Source organism: Paenibacillus sp. 10L310 (assembly GCF_056395745.1).
The window spans coordinates 606362-625683 of record NZ_JBFTKC010000002.1; the positions used below are offsets into that span (position 1 = coordinate 606362).

Here is a 19322-nt window from a genome sequence, read left to right on the forward strand (position 1 = left end):
ATACTGAAATCTTCACCGTGTTTCTTCCATTCAAAGAATAGACACGATTCTGTATATACATACTTGGGTTATGAATATAGAGAGCAAGCATATCCTTCAAAGGATCATGCGCCTGTATGTCACAGAGAGAGTAATCGAAATACTAAACATTGGGGGTGTTATGTTGAGCCTGCTTCATGTTGCTGTTATTCTGCCTTTTGCCGCTGGCATTCTTCTTGCCATGCTGCATCGTTTCTTCCGTAAATTACATTTGGGATGGCCGGTTCTCCTTGTCCCGGCACTATTATTTGTATACTTTGCGAGTCTCATACCCGCTGTGTCACAGCGCAATACCGTATCCGGAAATATCCCATGGATTCCTTCACTGGACATTGGATTTAATCTGTATCTGGACGGTCTGAGCCTCATGTTGACACTGCTAATCACCGGAATCGGTGTCCTCGTTGTTCTCTACTCCATCTTCTACATGGATATGAAAGAAGCGCTGAACCGTTTCTACCTGTATCTGTTGATGTTCATGGGAGCCATGTTGGGCGTGGTGCTGTCTGATAATATGATCGTGCTCTACGGATTCTGGGAATTGACCAGTATTACGTCATTCCTGTTGATTGCATTCCATTACAAACGTAAAGCCTCGACTTCAGGAGCACAAAAATCATTCCTGATTACGGTATTTGGCGGTTTCGCCATGCTTACCGGATTCATGATGATGTATCTCATTACCGGAACATTCAGTATTCGTGCAACCATTACAGGATTGGGTCAGTTTCAGGAAAGTGCACTATTTCTACCCGCACTTATCTTGATCCTGATTGGAGCTTTCACCAAGTCAGCTCAGTTCCCGTTCCATATCTGGTTGCCGGATGCCATGGAAGCTCCGACACCTGTGAGTGCCTATCTTCACTCAGCCACCATGGTCAAGGCCGGACTGTACGTTGTAGCACGGTTTACACCAATCTTCGGTGGACAGGGACTCTGGTTCTGGCTCGTTACCGGCGTTGGTCTTCTGACTTTGTGTTATGGATCATTCCTGGCGGTGAAAAAAAACGATCTCAAAGCGATTCTTGCCTATTCGACCATCTCTCAACTTGGTCTGATCATGTCCCTCTTAGGGGTTGGATCTGCTGCTCTCTACTTCGGATATGGCGAATCCTCTGCGATGTATACTGTTGCAATAACCGCTGCGCTGCTTCACCTGTTTAATCATGCAACCTTCAAGGCCGCTCTGTTCATGGTCGTAGGGATTGTTGATCATGAAACGGGTACACGTGACATACGGAAGCTCGGTGGACTTGCTTCATTCATGCCAATCACATTCACCGTGGCATTGATCGGCTCACTTGCCATGGCGGGTATCCCGCCCTTCAACGGATTCCTGAGCAAGGAGTTATTCTTCCAAGCGATGGTGGAAGTCACGCATCTACGAATCTTTGGACTTGGGTCCTGGAGTGTTCTATTGCCGGTATTCGCTTGGCTTGCAAGTGTGTTTACCCTGATCTATGCGCTTATTATCGTGTTCAAAACATTCCTCGGTCGTAGCCAAAGCGAGATCCCTGCCGAGAAGCTGCACGAAGCGCCCGCTGGCATGCTCATTCCGCCTGTTGTTCTAGGTGTTCTTGTCGTTGTATTCGGACTCTTCCCGAATCTGCTGGCCGGATCACTGATTGAACCGGCAATGGCCGCTGTGCTTCCATCCCTCTTGAATGGGAATGAGCGCTTCGATGTACATTTCTCCCTGTGGCATGGATGGACTCCGGAACTAATCATGACAATCGGAGTTGTAATTCTCGGAATCACTCTCTACAAGCTATTGCCACGATGGAGGAATATTTATGAGCATTATCCACAAGGATTAACAATTAACAATATGTACCATGTTGTGCTGGATAATCTTCAGCATTATGCACGCAAATGGACGGAAGCCTATATGAATGGCTCGGTTCGTAATTATCTCGTTTACATTTTCTCATTCACGGTCGCGTTGCTGGTCTATGCCTTCTTCCGTTCAGGAGAAAATATTAGCTGGAATCTGCAGGGCAATGCACCTTTCTCATTTTATGAGGTGGTACTGCTAGTCACGCTCATCGGTGCTGCAGTTTCGATTCCTTTTGCCAAGAACAGACTGTCAGCAGTCATTATGACCGGAGCGGTTGGTTACCTCGTAACCCTACTGTTTGTACTCTTCCGGGCGCCAGATCTGGCGTTGACACAGATGATTGTTGAGACGGTATCTGTTGCACTGTTCCTGCTCTGCTTCTACCATCTGCCTGAGCTTCAACGTGGCAAATCAAGCCGCAGTTATCTCACGGTAAATATGATCGTAGCGATTGCAGTCGGGATCGTGATGACTTTTGTTGCATTGGCCGCAAGCGGAACAGCCTCACTGGACAGCATTTCTACTTTCTTCCTTCAGGAAGCCTATGACTCAGCTGGTGGTAAAAATGTCGTGAACGTGTTGCTGGTAGATTTCCGTGGCTTCGATACATTATTGGAGATTATGGTGCTTGGCGTTGCTTCGTTATCTATCTACTCCATGATTAATCTGAACCTCGAAGCAAAAGATCTTGGAGCCCGCTTGAAGTTCCGTAAGAAGGACGAGAGTCAGGATTCCGAACCTACTCTAGATGATGAAGCGGACAATACGAAAAAGTATGGTAACCGGGAACGCAGCTCATCCTCGTGGGATACTGTCCCTTTGCAGAGTAATGATGTATTGCTGCAAACGACCACCAAGGTTGTTGTGTTCATCATACTGACGTTTGCCATGCACCTCTTCTTTGCAGGTCACCACAATCCGGGCGGAGGTTTCATCGGCGGCTTGGTCACAGCGGCAGCGCTCGTATTGATTGCCCTGGCATTCAGTACAGATACGATACGCAAAGCGTTACCGGTTGACTTCCGTATGCTAACAGGAATCGGATTGGGTATAGCTTTACTCACGGGTGCGGGTTCATTTATATTCGGAGTCCCGTTCCTAAGTCAAACCTTCGGCTATTTCGAACTTCCTTTGCTGGGAGAGACAGAACTCGCTACAGCCATGCTGTTTGATCTTGGCGTGTATCTCGCTGTCCTGGGTGTCACCATGACCATCATTCTACAGATCGGGGAGGATCGCTGATATGGAAATATTGATGTGTGTAGCCGTTGGCATTCTGTTTGCGGTTGCCGTCTTTTTAATCTTGTCGCGGAGCCTGCTCCGCATCGTACTTGGCATGTCCATACTAACCCATGGTGTGCATCTGCTCTTGATCACCATGTCACGTCTCAAAACTGGGGCACCACCGCTGCTTGGGGAGATGGCTGAACGTTATGTCGATCCTCTTCCTCAGGCTTTGATACTAACTTCGATTGTTATTAATTTCGGACTCACTGCGTTCTTCTTTGTTCTCTCCTATCGTTCTTATCTGAAGCTGAGAACAGACGATATGGAAGAAGTAAGGGGGCGCCCATATGAATAATCTCGTCGTTCTGCCCATTCTCTTGCCTTTGATTACAGGTGTTCTGGCTCTGCTATTTTTCCGAAAAATAAATATCCAGCGGATCATTAGTGTCATTGGACTTTTGTTTACAGCAGCGGTCTCAACGATACTCATTACGCGGGTAGCTCAGACTGGAGTTCTAACGCTTAATATGGGTGGATGGGCACCTCCCTATGGTATTGTGCTTGTTGCGGACATGGTATCGGCGCTACTTGTCGTTGCCGCTTCTATCATTGCACTGGCGTGTCTGCTGTATGCGTTCCGCAGTGTGAACAAGGAGCGAGAAGAGCACCACTTCTATCCGTTCTTTCATTTTCTGATCGCGGGCGTTAACGGTTCATTCCTAACCGGAGATTTGTTCAATTTGTTTGTCAGCTTTGAACTGATGCTCATCTCTTCCTATGCACTGATCGTATTGGGAGGTACGGAAAGACAACTTCGGGAAACGATCAAATATGTCTTGATTAACATTGTTTCTTCAGCTCTTTTTGTCGCTTCCATCGGCTTCCTCTACTCCATAACTGGCACACTGAACATGGCAGATTTGTCCGTCAAAATTGCTGAAGTGGGACAGAGCGGAGTCATTACCTTAATTGCTGTTCTCTTTCTGATCGTATTTAGCATCAAGGCCGGGCTGTTCCTGTTCTTCTGGCTGTCGGGCTCTTATGCGGCACCACCTGCTGTTGTCACTGCATTGTTCGCAGGATTGCTTACCAAGGTTGGCTTGTACGCGATTGTGCGAACATTCACACTGATCTTCTATCATGATCCTGATTTCTTCCATGCACTAATCGGATGGATGGCTGGAGCAACGATGGTCCTGGGTGTCATCGGTGCGATCTCATACCGCGATGTAAACAAGATTCTCATCTACAACGTGGTCGCAGGTGTAGGGTTTGTCGCTTTTGGTATGGCCGCGGCCAGTCGCCCTGCACTGGAAGGTCTGCTCTTCTATATGCTGCATGATATGTTGATCAAAACATTGCTCTTCCTGCTCGGCGGTGCCTTGATCGCTGTTGCCGGAACATCCAAACTTGATAACATGGGCGGGTTAATCCATCGCTATCCGCTGCTCGGCTGGATGTTCTTCATTAGTGCACTTGCCTTGGCAGGTTTGCCGCCATTTAGTGGATTTCCGGGGAAGTTGCTTCTCTTTGAAGGAGGCTTGCAGGCAGGCTTGTATGGTCTTACCGGCATTGCGGTGCTTTCGAGTTTGTTGATGTTATATTCGGTACTTCGTATCTTCATACAAGCGTTCTGGGGCGAACCGCCTGCCGGGGTTACAAGACGCCCTTACGCGGTGAACGGCCTTCTGATTCCTGCCGGAATTCTGTTTGTATTCATCATCGTAATGGGTGTGGGGGCTGAAGGCATGTTCCAATTGACCTCCCGCGCAGGCGATATTCTACTGCATCCCAATATTTATATTGATGCCGTATTGAAGGAGTAGATGTCTATGGCCTTTCAGATTGTACTGAATCTTATCATTGCTTTTGTATGGATGTTTCTGAACAACGCCTGGAATGGTGTTGGTTTTCTCATAGGTTACCTGCTCGGACTGCTTCTCATCGGGGGGATGCGCAGATTCTTCCCCCAGCGCTTCTATATTGTGCGAGTCTGGGCCATCTTCAAACTGATTACTCTGCTATTCAAGGAACTGGTGCGAGCCAGCATTGAGGTTATACGCCAGATTATCAAGCCCAAGTTAGATATAAGGCCCGGTATTTTTACGTATAAAACTCAATTGTCCTCGGATTGGGAAGTTACTCTGCTCTGCTTACTCATCTCATTGACACCAGGTTCTCTGCCGCTTGAGATCTCAGGTAATCAACGCAAACTGTTTATTCACGCACTGGATATCAAAGATGAACAGAAAATGAGAGATGATATCCAAAATACATTCGAAAAAGCAATTATGGAGGTGACGCGTTAATGTTATCCTCACTGTTGTTCATCTCATTGCTCATTCTCTCCTTAGCCATTCTGGGTTGCTTGTACAGGGTGCTTCGGGGACCATCCATGGCTGACCGGATCACGGCACTGGATACCATCGGTATCAATGTGATTGCCATCGTTGCCGTTCTGTCGATGATGCTGCAAACCCAAGCCTATCTGGATATTATTTTGCTGATTGGCATTTTGGCTTTTCTAAGTACAGTGGCATTTGCACGTTATATTGAACGGGGGGCGGTATTCAAAAATGATGGAGATCGTTAAAGTAGCCGCTGAAACCGCTATAGGTCTACTCGTACTGCTCGGTGCACTACTAAGTGCACTCAGTGCATTCGGACTTATTCGTCTGCCTGATGTATATCTACGTGCCCATGCCGCAACCAAAAGTATGACACTTGGAGTGTTCTGTGTATTAAGCGCTACATTTTTCTACTTCTGGTATTTCGATAACTATATCAGTGCCCGCTTGTTGTTAGGTATCCTGTTTGTATTCATCACGGCTCCGGTCGCCGGACATCTGAACGGACGGGCCGCCTATCGCACAGATGTACCACTGTGGGAGCAGAGCGTGCAAGATGAACTGGAACCCTTGTTAAAAGGAAAAAAAGTGAACCATGAAGCCAAGGATATGATGGAGTAATCCCCAGTCTAGGCATAACAAATACCCCCGAGGATCAGCCGCCCGTTTCGCGGCATGTTCCCGGGGGTATTTGTTTATTTTGCATACACGGATCATATCAAGCACTGATTATGCAGACTGATTAAGTAGTAAAGTCAGAATCCATTCAGTCCCTGTCTTCTCAGGTCCGCAGCCACAATACGTGCAAGCTCCGCAGCCCCTTGACGATTCGGATGCAGACTATCCCCTGTCATATACAGAGCAAGTGTTGCTGCTGGACCAATGGACGTGAAATAAGCAGAACTTAACTTATTCAGTTCAACCAGGGTGACTCCCTCTTCCTGAGCGAGTGCACGGGTTGATTGATTGTACCAGCGGTTCTCCGCTTGATGCACATTGGCTGTATTAAAATCTGTTGCCCGGCCCTGAGGCGTGGAGAGGATAACCGTTGCTCCTTTGTTCTTCGCCTTACGTACCATATCCCGCATAATCTCCTTGAACTGTGCCTCCGTTGTATTATTCTTGGCATTGGTATCGTTAATTCCGAATTGCAAAATAAAATAATCTCCCGGCTTGATATACTTCAGAATCGCTTCCATCTGACCATCATCGCGGAAACCTCTCGCAAATTGACCACTTGCCGCCATATTTCGAACCTGGAAGGTGGCATTGTTCACATAGGACGGAAACAACTGTCCCCAACCTCCTTGTACACTGCTACCTAGCGGATAGTAATTGCAAACTGTTGAGTCACCACCAATGTAGATCGTGCGGTTGGTAACGGTTTGATTGGATAACTTCCGGATTTCAAGTGCACTAAGTGTGAAGGCGGTGCCTGTCTTTCCTTCTGTAACCAGCAGGTTTAATTGCCCGTCAGTCACCGGAATTTGAAACTGGTCCGTTGCCCCGTTGCCTGTCATATTAATGATCTGGTAGACACCTTCTGCAGCCACACTCGCTCTGGCAGTATTGCCCAGGACCACTTTAACTTCATATAGGCCATTGGACAGATTCACATTGAAGGTATTGGTGCTCTTGGTGCCGTAAGTCAGAAACTGCACAGCGTCACTCTTAACCCCGCTTCCTGAGGCAGACACATTCCTCATCTGTGCAGGTGTGTTGAAGCCATAACCTTTCGTAGGCGTATAAGCATCTCCTGCGGACACGCCTGTGTAACCGCTCTCAACACCACCCGAACCAAAATCAAATCTGTAATTGTCCGTTGCCGCTTCGGCGACTTGCCCTCCACTGCTTCCCAAACCGATGCCCGTTGTACTTGCAAACAGAACAAAACAGAGCAGAAGCTTTACCGATATTGACCATTTCATCACTGAATTCTCCTCTCGAATCAGAATTATATTAGTTGAAGATCCACAGCTTCACAGAACTTGATCAAGCCAGTCATAAGCCTTCGCTCCGCTAATCTCATGTCCACCGGTAAAGAAATCCGCATCCAGTGATTCTGCTGCTCCCGCCTGCTCATATATGTGTGTCAAACGGGCATACGCCTCTCTCGCTGCATGGATTGGGAACACCTGATCATCACTTCCAGCTTCAATAAAAAGTGGCCTAGGCACAATCAGGCCGATGAGATCCGGCAACTCCGCTTCACGCAGGATACCTGGCACATAGTTGTCGAGACAATGGTTCCGATCCAATATGCTACCCTGGAATGTATTTGCATAACCGCTTACCACAGTTGCACTGAACCGTTCATCCAACGCGGCTGTAAATGCGGTCACCAGCCCACCGCCCGAGATACCCATGCTTCCAATTCGCTCCAAATCCACTTCTGGCCGAGTCGATACATAATCCAATACACGTGTTGTTTCATACACCCTATGACCGGCGAGGGTCTTCCCCACCATGAGCAGATGCGCAGCAATCTTCGTACAGGAGCTTACCCCTGGTGGCGCATCGCGGTCCTCTTCCAGTCTTCGATCACCAAATCCGAGCAACTCTGGAGCCGCAACCACATAACCACGCTTCACAAGAGCTACTGCAAAGTCCTTGTGTAATCCGGGCTCGCCTGTCCGTAGTGACCCATCCGGTTCCATACCCGATATCTCTCGGCTACCGTAGCCATGCCCATGACAAGCAACGATAGCAGGTCTCTTGTTTTCGGTAATGCTTCCATCACCCGGAATTAATAAATACACTGGCATGCGAAGTCCTGCATAGGTCGTGATTTCAATCCGATCCCGAATATATCCGTCACATGTAATGCGCTCCAGTAAGACAGGATTCAGTGCGGCCGCCATCGTGGGAAAACCTCCCAGCCGTTCTTTCACACGTGTACGTAACTGACTGCGCCATAACTCCAGGGGTTGATCTGCATGATACGCGGAACGACCACGAAGATTCGTTTGTTGTTGTAGATAGGCTTCAATATCAGACATGGGCCTGTGTCCCTCCTGTTTTTAGTAGGATAACGTAGATAAAAGACTGTTATATGGAATTAATCCCATCCATTATAGAACATCCATGTCACCCATGAATTGAACATGTTTGCCTGTTTTGAATAGAATCACACGCTTTCTAGCCAAAAAAAGGATATCTCCAACCTGAAGACAGGTTACGGAAATACCCTTCATTTCATCTGACCTGGCAGCCACCAGTTCCACCTGCCCATTAATTTCATCAATGCAGGTACCAGTATTAGACGGATTAATGTAACGTCAATCAACACCGCTGCCGTGATTCCGATCCCTAACTGCCTCACACCTGCGACTTCAGCAAAAGCAAACGGCACAGTCACCGCAAGCAGAATGGCCGCTGCGGAGGTGACCAGACGACCTGTAGAAGCCAATCCCTGTTGGACAGCCACATCACTGTCTCCGGTTCGTCTATACACTTCCTGAATACGGCTCAGCATAAACACACCATAATCCATGGATATGCCAAACACCAATCCTGCAATGAATACAGGAATCATAATGGCAATGGCTGACGGCTCCATACCTAGATGTCCTTCATTGAACACCCACACCAATATGCCAAATGAAGCGGCTAAGCTGAGCAGATTCATCAGAATTGCCTTAATTGGAATGAGCATCGATCGGAATGCCGCCAGTAACACAAGATAATTGGTGACCACTACAAATACCAGCACTTTGGGCAGTTGACTTGTGACTTCCTGCATTATTTCATACTGCTTGGCAGCTTCCCCACCATAACGTAGTTTTACGTTGTTGGAACCTGGTGTATGATCGCTATTCCTCATTCGTTCCAGCCAGTCTGCGACCTGCTCCGACCCGGGCTCCCCGTACACGTTGGCTATTAAGCGTATGGAATGATCAGAGACCGTTGAACGTAGCCTTGCCGTCCTTATTGACTCCTTGCCTTCTATGGAAGGAGTCAATAAGGACGGTGGAATTTGAAAAAGGCTCTGCGAGCCATTTTGATTCGGCTGTAATAGGCCCCATGGTGAAACAATGCTCAATACGCCCGAGTCCTGCAGTAATTGACGGGCTTTGTTGTGGGCCAAATGCCAGTGAGAGGCAGTCAACAGTTCCTGCTGTCCGCCAATCACGATCTCGATGGCGGAGGTATTCTTTCGCCCCAAATCATGTTGCAACTGCTCTGCTGCCTGGCGGGACTCCATTCTCTCTGGCAGTGAAGAGGCATCCGGGACGGACAGTTCCAGCCGTGTCACTGGATAAACACACAGGAGCAGCACAACCGTACCTCCAATGGCCATACTGACTGGGCGTTTCATGACCATTGCAGACCATCTATGCCAGACCGAGCTTCTGGGTAACGAATGGACTAACTTTCGCCTGAAGACCCGACCCGCAGACAGTGACAGCAGAGCTGGCAGCAGCGTAACATTTAACAGTAGCGATAGGAGCAGAACAATAATGGCCCCCAAGGAGACACTCAGAAACATCGGCAGTCTGATCCAGAGCAGACCCAGTAGCCCAAGGAGCACGCAAGCTGCCGAGAACAACACCGCTCTGCCTGCTGTACGTAATGTTCGCTGAAGAATCTCGCTCCGAAGAACCTCGCTCTGCATATCCAGACTGCTTCCTGTAAAGTTAACTTCGCCTTCATCTTCATAGGCCCGCTGAACTTCTTCCCTGTACCTGCTCAGGATGATCAGGGCAAAGTCTATACTCAGTGCCATGCCCACCATGGGAATCACATTAATGATAAAGTTGGACAATTCCAGATTATAACCAAGGAGTGACGTGACTCCCATCGCAGTAATCACAGCACTGATCCCCATCATGACAGCAATCAACGCGGCATATAGCCCCCTGAATGCAAAACACAAAACGATCAGGGCAATCGGTAGGCCCACCATCTCTGCCCGTTCCAGATCACGAAAGCTCAGATGATTGACATCCTGCTGCACGACTGCCTTCCCCGTCAATTGCACCGTACCTGGACCGTCTGTTGCCAGCACGGCGCGCAACTGCTCCAGTAGGGGACCCATCTGATGCGCGGGCACATCCATTTTCACAAGGGCATATGCCCTTTGGTCTTGCAGCGTCACTCTTTCGCTAACATCCAGAGGGGATGTGATAGAGGTTACCGCAGGCAACACTTGAACCTGTGTCAAACGATCCTTGATCCACTGCCGGAACTGTAACGGCGAGGTATTTTCCTTTTTCTCAAACACCAGAATAACCGGATCAGCAGGAGATCCAAATTCGTCCTCCAGAACAGCTTCAACTGCTTGCGCATCCCCGTGAACCCGTTTTAATCCGTGATCCTGAACAATGTTAGGTAACTTCCATGCCCAGACCGCTGACATCCCGATGATAAATACCCAGCAGAGAATAATGAACCGCGGATATCGGCTGATGAAGGCAGCAAGTCTGCGATAACCCATACCTAAGCTCCTCTGCGATCAGATTAGTCATTCGATTACATTCATCGGTAAGGGTAAGATCATAAGCACATTCATACACTTGCGGTGTATATCTCCTTCACTCGGGTTCGTGAACTATTGAATGCCATGATTCACAGGTGTTCTGTTCGCTATGGGGGCAGGGATGTATGTAAAAGGAAGTAACTCTGCTGTCAGTCCCGGGCCAAAGGCCAGCGCTATCCCACTGGAATGCTCTTCCTTCTGTCTGTAATCCTCGCGGATGGCTTGAAGAACAAAAAGAATCGTCACGGACGACAGGTTACCATAATCCCGCAGGATGTTTCGGCTGTAGGAGACCTGCTCATCTGTCAACTGATACAGCTTCTGAACGGCATCCACGATGCCTCTGCCTCCCGGATGGATCGCCCATATTTCCGGTAAACCGCTCCCCTCCAGCAACCGTTCTACCTCTGGGCCGAGATGCAAACCAAGCAGCTTCGGAATCTGTGGTGACAGGTAGAGATCAAAGCCTGTATTGCCCACTTCCCAGATCATTTCTTCTGCACAATCCGGGAGCAGCGTTGAGTGCCCTCGGCCTAGTCGAAAACATTCATTGCGGTCTGTACCGGACGCACCAATAATACAGGCAGAGGCACCGTCTCCGAAGAAAGATGCAGCATACAGGTCGTCCCGTTTGGCAGATGGCTGAAAGTGAAGTGTACATAGTTCCACACACACGATGAGAACCGTAGCCTTCTGATCTGTCGTTACAATGGAATTCGCCAGTTGGATCGCCTTCAGACCGGCTGCACATCCTTGAAACACCAGTGGAATCCGGTTGATCTGCGGTGACAGTTCAAGCTGTTGGATCAGCCGAACATCAAGTCCGGGCAGGAATTGCCCCGTGCAACTCACCGTAATGAGATGTGTAATTTCCGAGGAGGTTACGTCTGCATCCTGAATGGCCTGTCCGGCCGCCTCGAGACCAAGTGGAACAGCAGCAGCTTTGTATTTGCCCATACGCTCGGATGTAGTCGGAACCTCGTCCGCATTGGTAAAGGGTAAATATCGGCAAGAATCAACAGGCTCAAGCAGATTTGGTTCACACGTATACCGAGTCTCCACACCGCACTGATTAAAGATTCGTTTGGCCCACCTTCTCGCATCCGGCTCATGTTCCAGCGCTTGCGCGAGACGGGCAGACACATCCTTTTGCTCAATACGGTGGGCAGGCCACGCCGTTCCTATTCCCATAATACTTGCCCCAGTATTTGCCTCAAGCTGGTTCATCGGCTTAACCCCCTTATAGTACGTGTTCAAAAGTAGGCTTTTTAAACAACCTATATATAAAATAGGTTCATATGACATGTGTGCAGGATATAGTACAAGTCTATTCACTACCTGTCCTGTTTATGTTCATATTAACAAGCAAAGGCGGACAACTTATGCGAGTTTCGCACGTGCTGTCCGCCTTTGATACCGGATTAAACCCGTTCCTATATTACATATTCGATCTGTCAGAACTATTCAGGCCGAATTATCGTGAATCTCTCCCCAAGCTTGGCATAATCATTACCCGCCAGTCGGCTGACTGGTTTCAAATGATCCATCAGGATATAGCCCTTGTCCGGATTGTAGACTTGTTCGCTGAAATGATACTGTACAATGCGTACCAGCAGCAGGTCACTCACTGGTTTGCCCTCATCATTCGTGATCGGAATGTGTTGATACAGCTCACACTCCATCCGAATGAGTGCTTCCTGAATTCCTGGCACAGCAACCTTGGTACTTTGCACTGTAGTCAGTTTTGTCCGCTCAAGCTCACTTTCGTGGGGTTCCAGTATGGCTGCTGTCTCATTCACTTCTGTTATGATTGCTTCATCACAGATATGCACGACCAGTTCTTGATGAGCAATCACATTACGTGCAGTATCTTTCATGATACCGTCTTTACGTGCAATAGATATGGATAACAGCGGCGGGTCCGAACTAACCACATTAAAGAAACTAAAAGGCGCTGCATTAATTACACCATTCTTATCTGAAAGTGTCGTCACAAAAGCAATTGGACGTGGCACCACCGAACCACTCATCAGTTTATAGTTGTCTCTCCCCGTTATTTCACGTGGATCCAATGTGTACATATGTAAATATCCCCTTCCATGCTCGTGAAGCAAATGACAACTCTACTTCATGATACGACAATGTTTCTACTTCTTTATTATATATCGTAAAATGCTAAATTAACAAAAAAACTCCCTGGTGCCCACTGCACCAAGGAGTTTGAACATGCCATTTCGTATTGGCTATTTCTTATTTAACGATGCTGTTCTGAATGTCTTCCATAATTTGAAGGTTCGCTTGAACTCCACTATACAGCTAGCTGCTAGAACGGGTAAATTCAAAGACATTACCTGTCTTTACAGCAGGAATGCTCTGCCATACGGCATCTTTCAGCGCTTCTGAGCCTGCTCCCTTGTCACTGTTCACCAGGAATAGATAGTCTGTGTCCATTTCCGCGATCTTCTCCAATGAAATCTCAGACCAGTTACCCGTTGCTTTCGCGGATGCTTCCTTCACAACATTAGGCTCTGCAAGTCCAAGTTCGTTGTACATCACTTCACCACTGGAAACATTGTTGCTTACAACATAAAACTTGTTATTGAATAACCACAACGCTGCAGCGGATTTTGTTCCTCCAGTAACAGCAGTTACTTTTTCTTTGATTTCCTTTGCCTTGGCATCATAATCATCAAGCGCCTTCTGCGCTACATCCGATTTGTTCAAAAGCTCGCCGATCTTGAGCAGAGCCTGACGCGAGTCCTTGTTGACCTCATCTCCGAGTACATAAGTAGGGGCAATTTTGTTGTACTGTTCGTATTTCTCCCCTTCCACTGTACTTTCAGAACCCATAATAATCAGGTCTGGTGAGAAACTGGCCATGGCTTCAAAAGGTAGATCACTTGCAATACCAGGTATGCCATTCAGATCATTTTGCAGATAATCCTGCAAACCATTGCCGTTGTTGATGGACCACTGTGCCGCTGGCTTAACACCGAGTGTAACGAGATGGTCTTCCAGATAAGACGCGATGACACGTTCAGGGTTAGCCGGGATGGTTACTTCGTGTCCCATTGCATCTGTTAATGTGCGCTCTGTAGCGGCTTCTGTTTGTGTCTCAGTCTCCGTTTTTGTATCGTTCTCTCCTGCTGCTCCATTCTCTGCAGGCTTCGCTCCACACGCGGCCAACCAGATGGACATAACCATCACCGTCATTAGAAGCATGATCATCTTTTTATTTCTCTTAAACACTTGATATATCCCCTTTCAATTCATTATAGAAACCTTATTCGGCGCTATTGTGACAGATTTCAATGTTCAAAAATATTGAAACTATTATTGATACATATAATATCCGCATGTACGTTTGTCCGATTCCATTGACAATGATAATTGTTATCAGTTCAGTTGTCAATTCGATTATATTCTGCGCTATACAGTTGAACTAAAATTTATTTACACTGACACTACGATGATAGAACAACCTTCCAATCGCTGTTATCCCCAGATTTTTTCAATTCCTCTTTCTCTAAGGGAAAATCCGGTGATAAATGCGAGCGCTTCGCTTTTTCAGGTTTTTTCTATCTTCTCCGTTTGGTGTAAATGATTAGTTCAACTATATAGATCATTTAAAATCTTCTTGACGGCATTCACCTATAGGCGGATGCCGCCATATGCTGAATGCAGAATACGACGACAGGAAGGATGTTCTGTACATGTATTACGAATATAACCCTTATCTAAGTTATGGAGAAGACCGTTCCTTTCAATTGCCTCCCCTGTTCCCAGGAGGTGGCGGTGGCGGCACACCGGGTGGTCCAACGTTTCCTGGTATCCCTGGCGGTCAAGGCGCCTATCCTCCATACATTCCAGGCGGAGGACCCGGTCCATATATCCCCGGAGGCATTCCAGGTACAATCCCGGGTACAGCACCAGGCGTACCTGCGCAACTGACTCAAGGCAACCTGCCCACCCTACTTAGTGCCTATCCTCGTCCGGTAGGTCAGCCTCCGGCAGAAATGCTTTTTCTGTATAACCTGATCAAAAGCAGCCCGGGTCTGCTCCCGCTCTTCCTCCAGCAACAGCCGCAAAGTCTCACTCAAGCTGTGCAATTTGCACAGACTGGTGCAGCGGCACCACGAGATAACGAAGAACGTGCGCTGCCCAACTTTTGCTATAACCGGTGGTCCCTTGTCTTCACATACAATGATGTCTACCTGATGTGGCCTGCAATTAATCTGTTTGGTTTTGTGGTGGGGTACTTCTATCCATTCCTCACGCCAGGTATACTGTCCAATACACAGATTTTGTTTGCGCTCTGCTAAACCTCTCCTTACCTACAGCAAGAGCCCCACTTGGAAGCATAATTCCTTCCAAGTGAGGCTCTTTTTCGTCCTTTTATCCAGATGTACCTTTACATTACTAAGACTCCATAAACGCAAGGTGTACAGAATCAGTACCTTTAACTCAACACTTGATCGTTCTGGCGCTTCCCGCCTCTACTGACCATTAGGAAGTAAATCACCAAGGCACCGAGATCAGCACACGCGATAACGATTCCCATTGGCACGGCTGTTCCTTCTCCCCCGAGACCTACGAGGGGAGCGACAATACCACCGAACAGGAACGTCATCACACCAATTAGCGCAGACGCACTGCCTGCCGATTTCTCCTGATTGGCCATCGCCAAAGCGAAGGACGCGGTATTGACCAACCCAACACTGGATACCACCAAAAATAGCGGAATCAGTACAGAGATTAGATTACCTCCAGCCAGAATGGCGATGAGCAATGAAGTTCCTCCGAGCGCCGCGGTTAGCAGCCCCGCGATTAACAGGCGATTCTCTGATACCTTTCCTGCAAGTCTACCGGCAATCTGACTGGCCAGAATAATGCCTAACCCGTTAATGGCGAAGCATACACTGAACATTTGCGGGGATACCCCGTATATTTTCTGAAGCACAAACGGTGAACCTGATATGTACGCAAACATGCCAGCAGCTACAAATCCTTGGGTTAACGCATAACCCATAAACTGACGATCCCCCGCGATTTGGCGAAACGTAAGCAATGTCTGCTTCAATCCTCCGCTTGATCTGCGATTGGAAGGTAATGTCTCTCCAAGACCGAAAATGACAGCCAACAGCGTCAGTATACCGATAAGGCTGAGCAAAATAAATACGCCGGGCCACGATGTATACGTCAACAATTGTCCACCAATGATTGGTGCAGCAATCGGGGCTACGCCGTTTATCAGCATTAACAGAGAGAAGAACCGTGTCAGTTCCGGGCCCGAATATACGTCTCTTACGATTGCGCGCGAGATGACAATCCCTGCCGCTCCAGCTACACCTTGAATGAACCGTAGCACAACAAAAGAGCCCATCGTCGGGCTGACCAGGCAAAGTATGGAGGCAATCGTATAGAGCACAAGCCCTGCAATGAGCGGTGTTCGCCGACCACGTACATCACTTAGAGGTCCGGCAAGCAACTGTCCAACCGCAAGTCCAATCATACACGCCGTCAGACTGAGTTGAGCATACGAAGTAGATGAACCAAACTCATCAGCCAGCGTGGGCAATGCGGGTAAATACATATCCAGGGACAACGGCCCGAAGGCCGACAGTGTCCCCAGAATTAAAGCCATCCGTACACGAGATGTGGAGTTTGTGTTCAATGAAACTGTTGTACTTTTCATCAAATACTACTCCCCGCTACCCAGCAGCTTGAGCAAGTTGGATGGCAATGTGAACTGTTGATTGTTAATAATAATACGGCGCAATTCTTCTTCATCCCGCTCATTGTCGGCGTCCTTAATCTCCTGAATTTCCCGGTGAAGTCGCTCCATCTGTTGATCCAGCGCATTTGCCGAATCTGCCGCACTCTTTAACTCTCTCGTCAAATGCTCGGGAACATCCTTATTGTATTTATAAAAAATCTTATGCTCCAGACTCGCCCAGAAATCCATCGCGATTGTACGGATCTGGATCTCCACACATGCTCGTTCCTCACCATTGGACATGTACACAGGCACTTCCACCAGAAGGTGAAGGCTTTGGTAGCCGTTTGGCTTTGGATTCTCGATGTAGTCTTTGACCTCCAGTACACGCAGATCACTCTGGTTGCACAGCATATCCTTAATGCGATAGATATCCGAGATAAAGGAACATGTAATCCGTACCCCGGCGATATCCTTGATATTTTGCTTAATGCTCTCAAACGTTAACTCATGATTTTTGCGGAACATCTTGTTCATAATGCTCTCAGGAGATTTCAGTCTGGACTTTGTATGCTCAATTGGACTGTAATCATGCAAAGACTGGAATTCTTCCTTCAGGACTTCAATCTTGGTCTCCATTTGATCCAGAGCAAATTTATAGATCATCATAAATCTGGTAATTTCATATTTGAATTTCTTGAATTGATCAATTGGATGTGGAGCGTTCATCATGGCTTTCTCCCTTTCTTTCTGCACACTAAAATTAGTTTTATGAATATGAGAACAAGCGGTCAATCCACATGTCTCCTGAACCATTATAAATCATATGGAGCCAATAAACGAATTTCTCACATTTGGGCTGGCGATTCAGCCTGGAAGGTATGGGAACTTATTTTACGCGCATCCTATAGAAGCATCCCTTTCATTTGGCCCGCAATTATTAATAAAAGAGGTGGATTTTCCTGCTCTATCAAGTGACGTATTCATCCGATACACTTCGGGTTAAAGCTTATTTATACCTGCCACAAGGTTGTTCATTACCTGATATCACGACATATGAAACTTCTCATCCCGGCTCTGTCTCCTCTGCCTTTCCGGAATTCGCTTCCATACATAAGCCTCTACATCTTCATCTGCAACCGCTCGCCAGCCATTACCCTGCTGCAACAATACATGATACGGATAACTTACCGGAACAGTGGCCGGTTCTGATCTATTGCCGCGGCGGACTTGGCAGCTATGGCGGGGTAAATACCGTTTGGCTTGAGCAATTTGTACATAAAGGTTATATCGTGTTCGCCCCATCCTATCGTGGCAACGAAGGAGGTGAGGGCCGTGACGAGTATGGCGGGAAAGATGCCGAAGATGTGCATGCCGCTTACCGGTTGATACAGCGTTTACCCTTTGTCGATCCGACTCGGATATCGTTAATGGGGTTCTCCCGTGGGGCCATTAATGCTGTACATACCGCAACGACCTATAATGAAGGACCGGACAGAGTACATAAGTTAGTTCTTTGGAGCGGTGTCGCCGATGTGGAACGCACTTACCATGAGCGAACCGACCTGAGGCGCACATTGAAACGGGTCCTGGGTGGTTCCCCACGCACGGTTCCAGAAGCTTATCTCGCCCGTTCTCCCTTGTCGAAAGCGAACAAACTATCTTGTCCCGTGCTGATCATGCATGGTACATCAGATACACAAGTGAATTATAGTCACGGAACCCGAATGTATCACTGGCTTAAGCGGCAAGGTGCAGAGGTCACATTTCACGCTTATGGCGGGCAGGATCATCATTTTCACGAGAAAATACATCAGTCAGCAGTGAACAATATGTTTGATTGGCTCGCTGCACCTTAAATCTTGCGCGATGAATTTCATTTTGAAGATGCATGGGTTATGGCTGTATACTGGAGGAGCTACGTTTTTTTGAAAGGACGGATAGGATGAATCAAAGCACCCTCCAAAAATACGCCATGTTGCTACTCTGCATGTCTGCCGGAATGGTGGACCTGATCGGATATCTGGGACTGGGGCATGTGCTCACAGCCAATATGACGGGAAATATTGTTTTGTTGGGTATTGCCATTGCCCGTGCTCAGGAATTTGTCGTGCTGCGGTCATTGCTTGCTCTCATCGGTTTTATTGCCGGCAATGCCATTGCAGCACATATGGTTGGACCTGTGCAGACCAAAAATGGCTGGTCTTCTAAGGTCACAGCTGTATTTACTGTTGAAAGCATATTGCTCCTGCTGTTCGCGATCGCCATGATTAGTCCATTTTCAGAACAACTGTCCTATCTGTTAATTGTCATCCTAGCCGTTGCAATGGGGATGCAAACAACTGCGGCACGCCGCATTGGCATTGCTGGCATCTCAACAACCGTGCTCACCAATAATTTGGCCGCTGTGGTCGAGGATACCGTAAACATCCTCAAAAAGCTGCGACATGCCAATATCCGATCGTTAACCAAAGCCTTGTCCACAGACTCCTACCTTCGTGCAGGTGCTGTTGTCATCTATTTGATCGGCGTCATTGCAGCCGCATTGTTATTCCACCGTGTGCCCATGATTGCAGTCTGGATTCCTATCCTGATCATTGGCGGCGTAACCCTATACGCCCGATTACATGCATGGGGAACTTCACAACAAAGCGAAAGTTAATAAAAGTTAATAAT

The 19322-nt window shown here is 47.7% G+C and carries 17 protein-coding genes; 9 read left to right on the forward strand and 8 right to left on the reverse strand.

The features are described 5' to 3' along the window. Positions 1-163: 163 nt before the first annotated feature. Genes AC1DE7_RS08080 through mnhG form a run of 6 tightly spaced genes read left to right on the forward strand, consistent with a single transcriptional unit; the run spans position 164 to position 6072 of the window. Positions 164-3118: a Na+/H+ antiporter subunit A gene (locus AC1DE7_RS08080; RefSeq protein WP_477534112.1), complete on the forward strand. Its 2955-nt coding sequence runs from the start codon at positions 164-166 to the stop codon at positions 3116-3118. Between the two features lies 1 nt (position 3119). Further along, on the forward strand, positions 3120-3458 hold the full coding sequence (locus AC1DE7_RS08085; RefSeq protein WP_036608715.1) for a Na(+)/H(+) antiporter subunit C: 339 nt from the start codon (positions 3120-3122) through the stop codon (positions 3456-3458). Continuing rightward, positions 3451-4929 carry a Na+/H+ antiporter subunit D gene (locus tag AC1DE7_RS08090; protein ID WP_047842678.1) on the forward strand — a complete coding sequence of 493 codons (1479 nt, stop codon included), beginning with the start codon at positions 3451-3453 and terminating at the stop codon, positions 4927-4929. Before AC1DE7_RS08085 ends, AC1DE7_RS08090 begins: the two co-directional genes overlap by 8 nt. Before the next feature lie 6 nt (positions 4930-4935). Next, positions 4936-5412, forward strand: coding sequence for a Na+/H+ antiporter subunit E (locus AC1DE7_RS08095; protein WP_036608718.1), 477 nt, complete (start codon positions 4936-4938; stop codon positions 5410-5412). Next, positions 5412-5696 carry a Na(+)/H(+) antiporter subunit F1 gene (locus AC1DE7_RS08100; protein ID WP_017688855.1) on the forward strand — a complete coding sequence of 95 codons (285 nt, stop codon included), beginning with the start codon at positions 5412-5414 and terminating at the stop codon, positions 5694-5696. The genes AC1DE7_RS08095 and AC1DE7_RS08100 overlap by 1 nt, the downstream gene beginning before the upstream one ends. Beyond that, the gene (gene mnhG, locus AC1DE7_RS08105; RefSeq protein WP_017688856.1) at positions 5680-6072 is read left to right on the forward strand and encodes a monovalent cation/H(+) antiporter subunit G; all 393 of its coding nucleotides are present in this window, start codon (positions 5680-5682) and stop codon (positions 6070-6072) included. The genes AC1DE7_RS08100 and mnhG overlap by 17 nt, the downstream gene beginning before the upstream one ends. 134 nt (positions 6073-6206) lie before the next feature. Here the strand turns inward: mnhG and AC1DE7_RS08110 are convergent, their stop codons facing one another. From AC1DE7_RS08110 to AC1DE7_RS08135, 6 genes are all read right to left on the reverse strand, one after another. Next, on the reverse strand, positions 6207-7379 hold the full coding sequence (locus AC1DE7_RS08110; protein ID WP_143781413.1) for a rhamnogalacturonan acetylesterase: 1173 nt from the start codon (positions 7377-7379) through the stop codon (positions 6207-6209). A gap of 51 nt (positions 7380-7430) precedes the next feature. Next, the gene (locus AC1DE7_RS08115; RefSeq protein ID WP_076327838.1) at positions 7431-8450 is read right to left on the reverse strand and encodes a dienelactone hydrolase family protein; all 1020 of its coding nucleotides are present in this window, start codon (positions 8448-8450) and stop codon (positions 7431-7433) included. Between the two features lie 191 nt (positions 8451-8641). Next, complete coding sequence (locus AC1DE7_RS08120) at positions 8642-10888, reverse strand: MMPL family transporter (RefSeq protein WP_477534113.1); 2247 nt, start codon at positions 10886-10888, stop codon at positions 8642-8644. 114 nt (positions 10889-11002) lie between these two features. Further along, positions 11003-12157, reverse strand: a complete 1155-nt coding sequence (locus AC1DE7_RS08125) for a type III polyketide synthase (protein WP_477534114.1) — start codon at positions 12155-12157, stop codon at positions 11003-11005. 233 nt (positions 12158-12390) lie between these two features. Continuing rightward, a complete protein-coding gene (locus AC1DE7_RS08130) occupies positions 12391-13011 on the reverse strand; it encodes a flavin reductase family protein (RefSeq protein ID WP_076249572.1) in 621 nt (206 codons plus the stop codon). 235 nt (positions 13012-13246) lie between these two features. Next, positions 13247-14179 (reverse strand): ABC transporter substrate-binding protein, encoded by a 933-nt coding sequence (locus AC1DE7_RS08135; RefSeq protein WP_477534115.1) that lies wholly within the window; start codon positions 14177-14179, stop codon positions 13247-13249. Positions 14180-14601: 422 nt separating this feature from the next. On the opposite strand from AC1DE7_RS08135, the gene AC1DE7_RS08140 reads away from it, so the two are divergent. Next, positions 14602-15252 (forward strand): hypothetical protein, encoded by a 651-nt coding sequence (locus AC1DE7_RS08140; protein ID WP_253507890.1) that lies wholly within the window; start codon positions 14602-14604, stop codon positions 15250-15252. A gap of 137 nt (positions 15253-15389) precedes the next feature. Here AC1DE7_RS08140 and AC1DE7_RS08145 read toward each other — a convergent pair whose 3' ends face one another. Together AC1DE7_RS08145 and AC1DE7_RS08150 are read right to left on the reverse strand one after the other, a co-directional pair. After that, positions 15390-16625, reverse strand: a complete 1236-nt coding sequence (locus AC1DE7_RS08145; protein WP_477534116.1) for a multidrug effflux MFS transporter — start codon at positions 16623-16625, stop codon at positions 15390-15392. Between the two features lie 6 nt (positions 16626-16631). Then, positions 16632-17375: a GTP pyrophosphokinase gene (locus AC1DE7_RS08150; protein ID WP_036608962.1), complete on the reverse strand. Its 744-nt coding sequence runs from the start codon at positions 17373-17375 to the stop codon at positions 16632-16634. Positions 17376-17620: 245 nt separating this feature from the next. Between AC1DE7_RS08150 and AC1DE7_RS08155 the strand changes: the two genes are divergently transcribed. Both AC1DE7_RS08155 and AC1DE7_RS08160 read left to right on the forward strand, forming a co-directional pair. Continuing rightward, entirely contained in the window at positions 17621-18505 is an 885-nt protein-coding gene (locus AC1DE7_RS08155) for an alpha/beta hydrolase family protein (RefSeq protein ID WP_339286551.1), read from the forward strand. Positions 18506-18591: 86 nt separating this feature from the next. Further along, entirely contained in the window at positions 18592-19308 is a 717-nt protein-coding gene (locus AC1DE7_RS08160) for a YoaK family protein (RefSeq protein WP_477534117.1), read from the forward strand. The last annotated feature ends 14 nt before the right edge of the window (positions 19309-19322 follow it).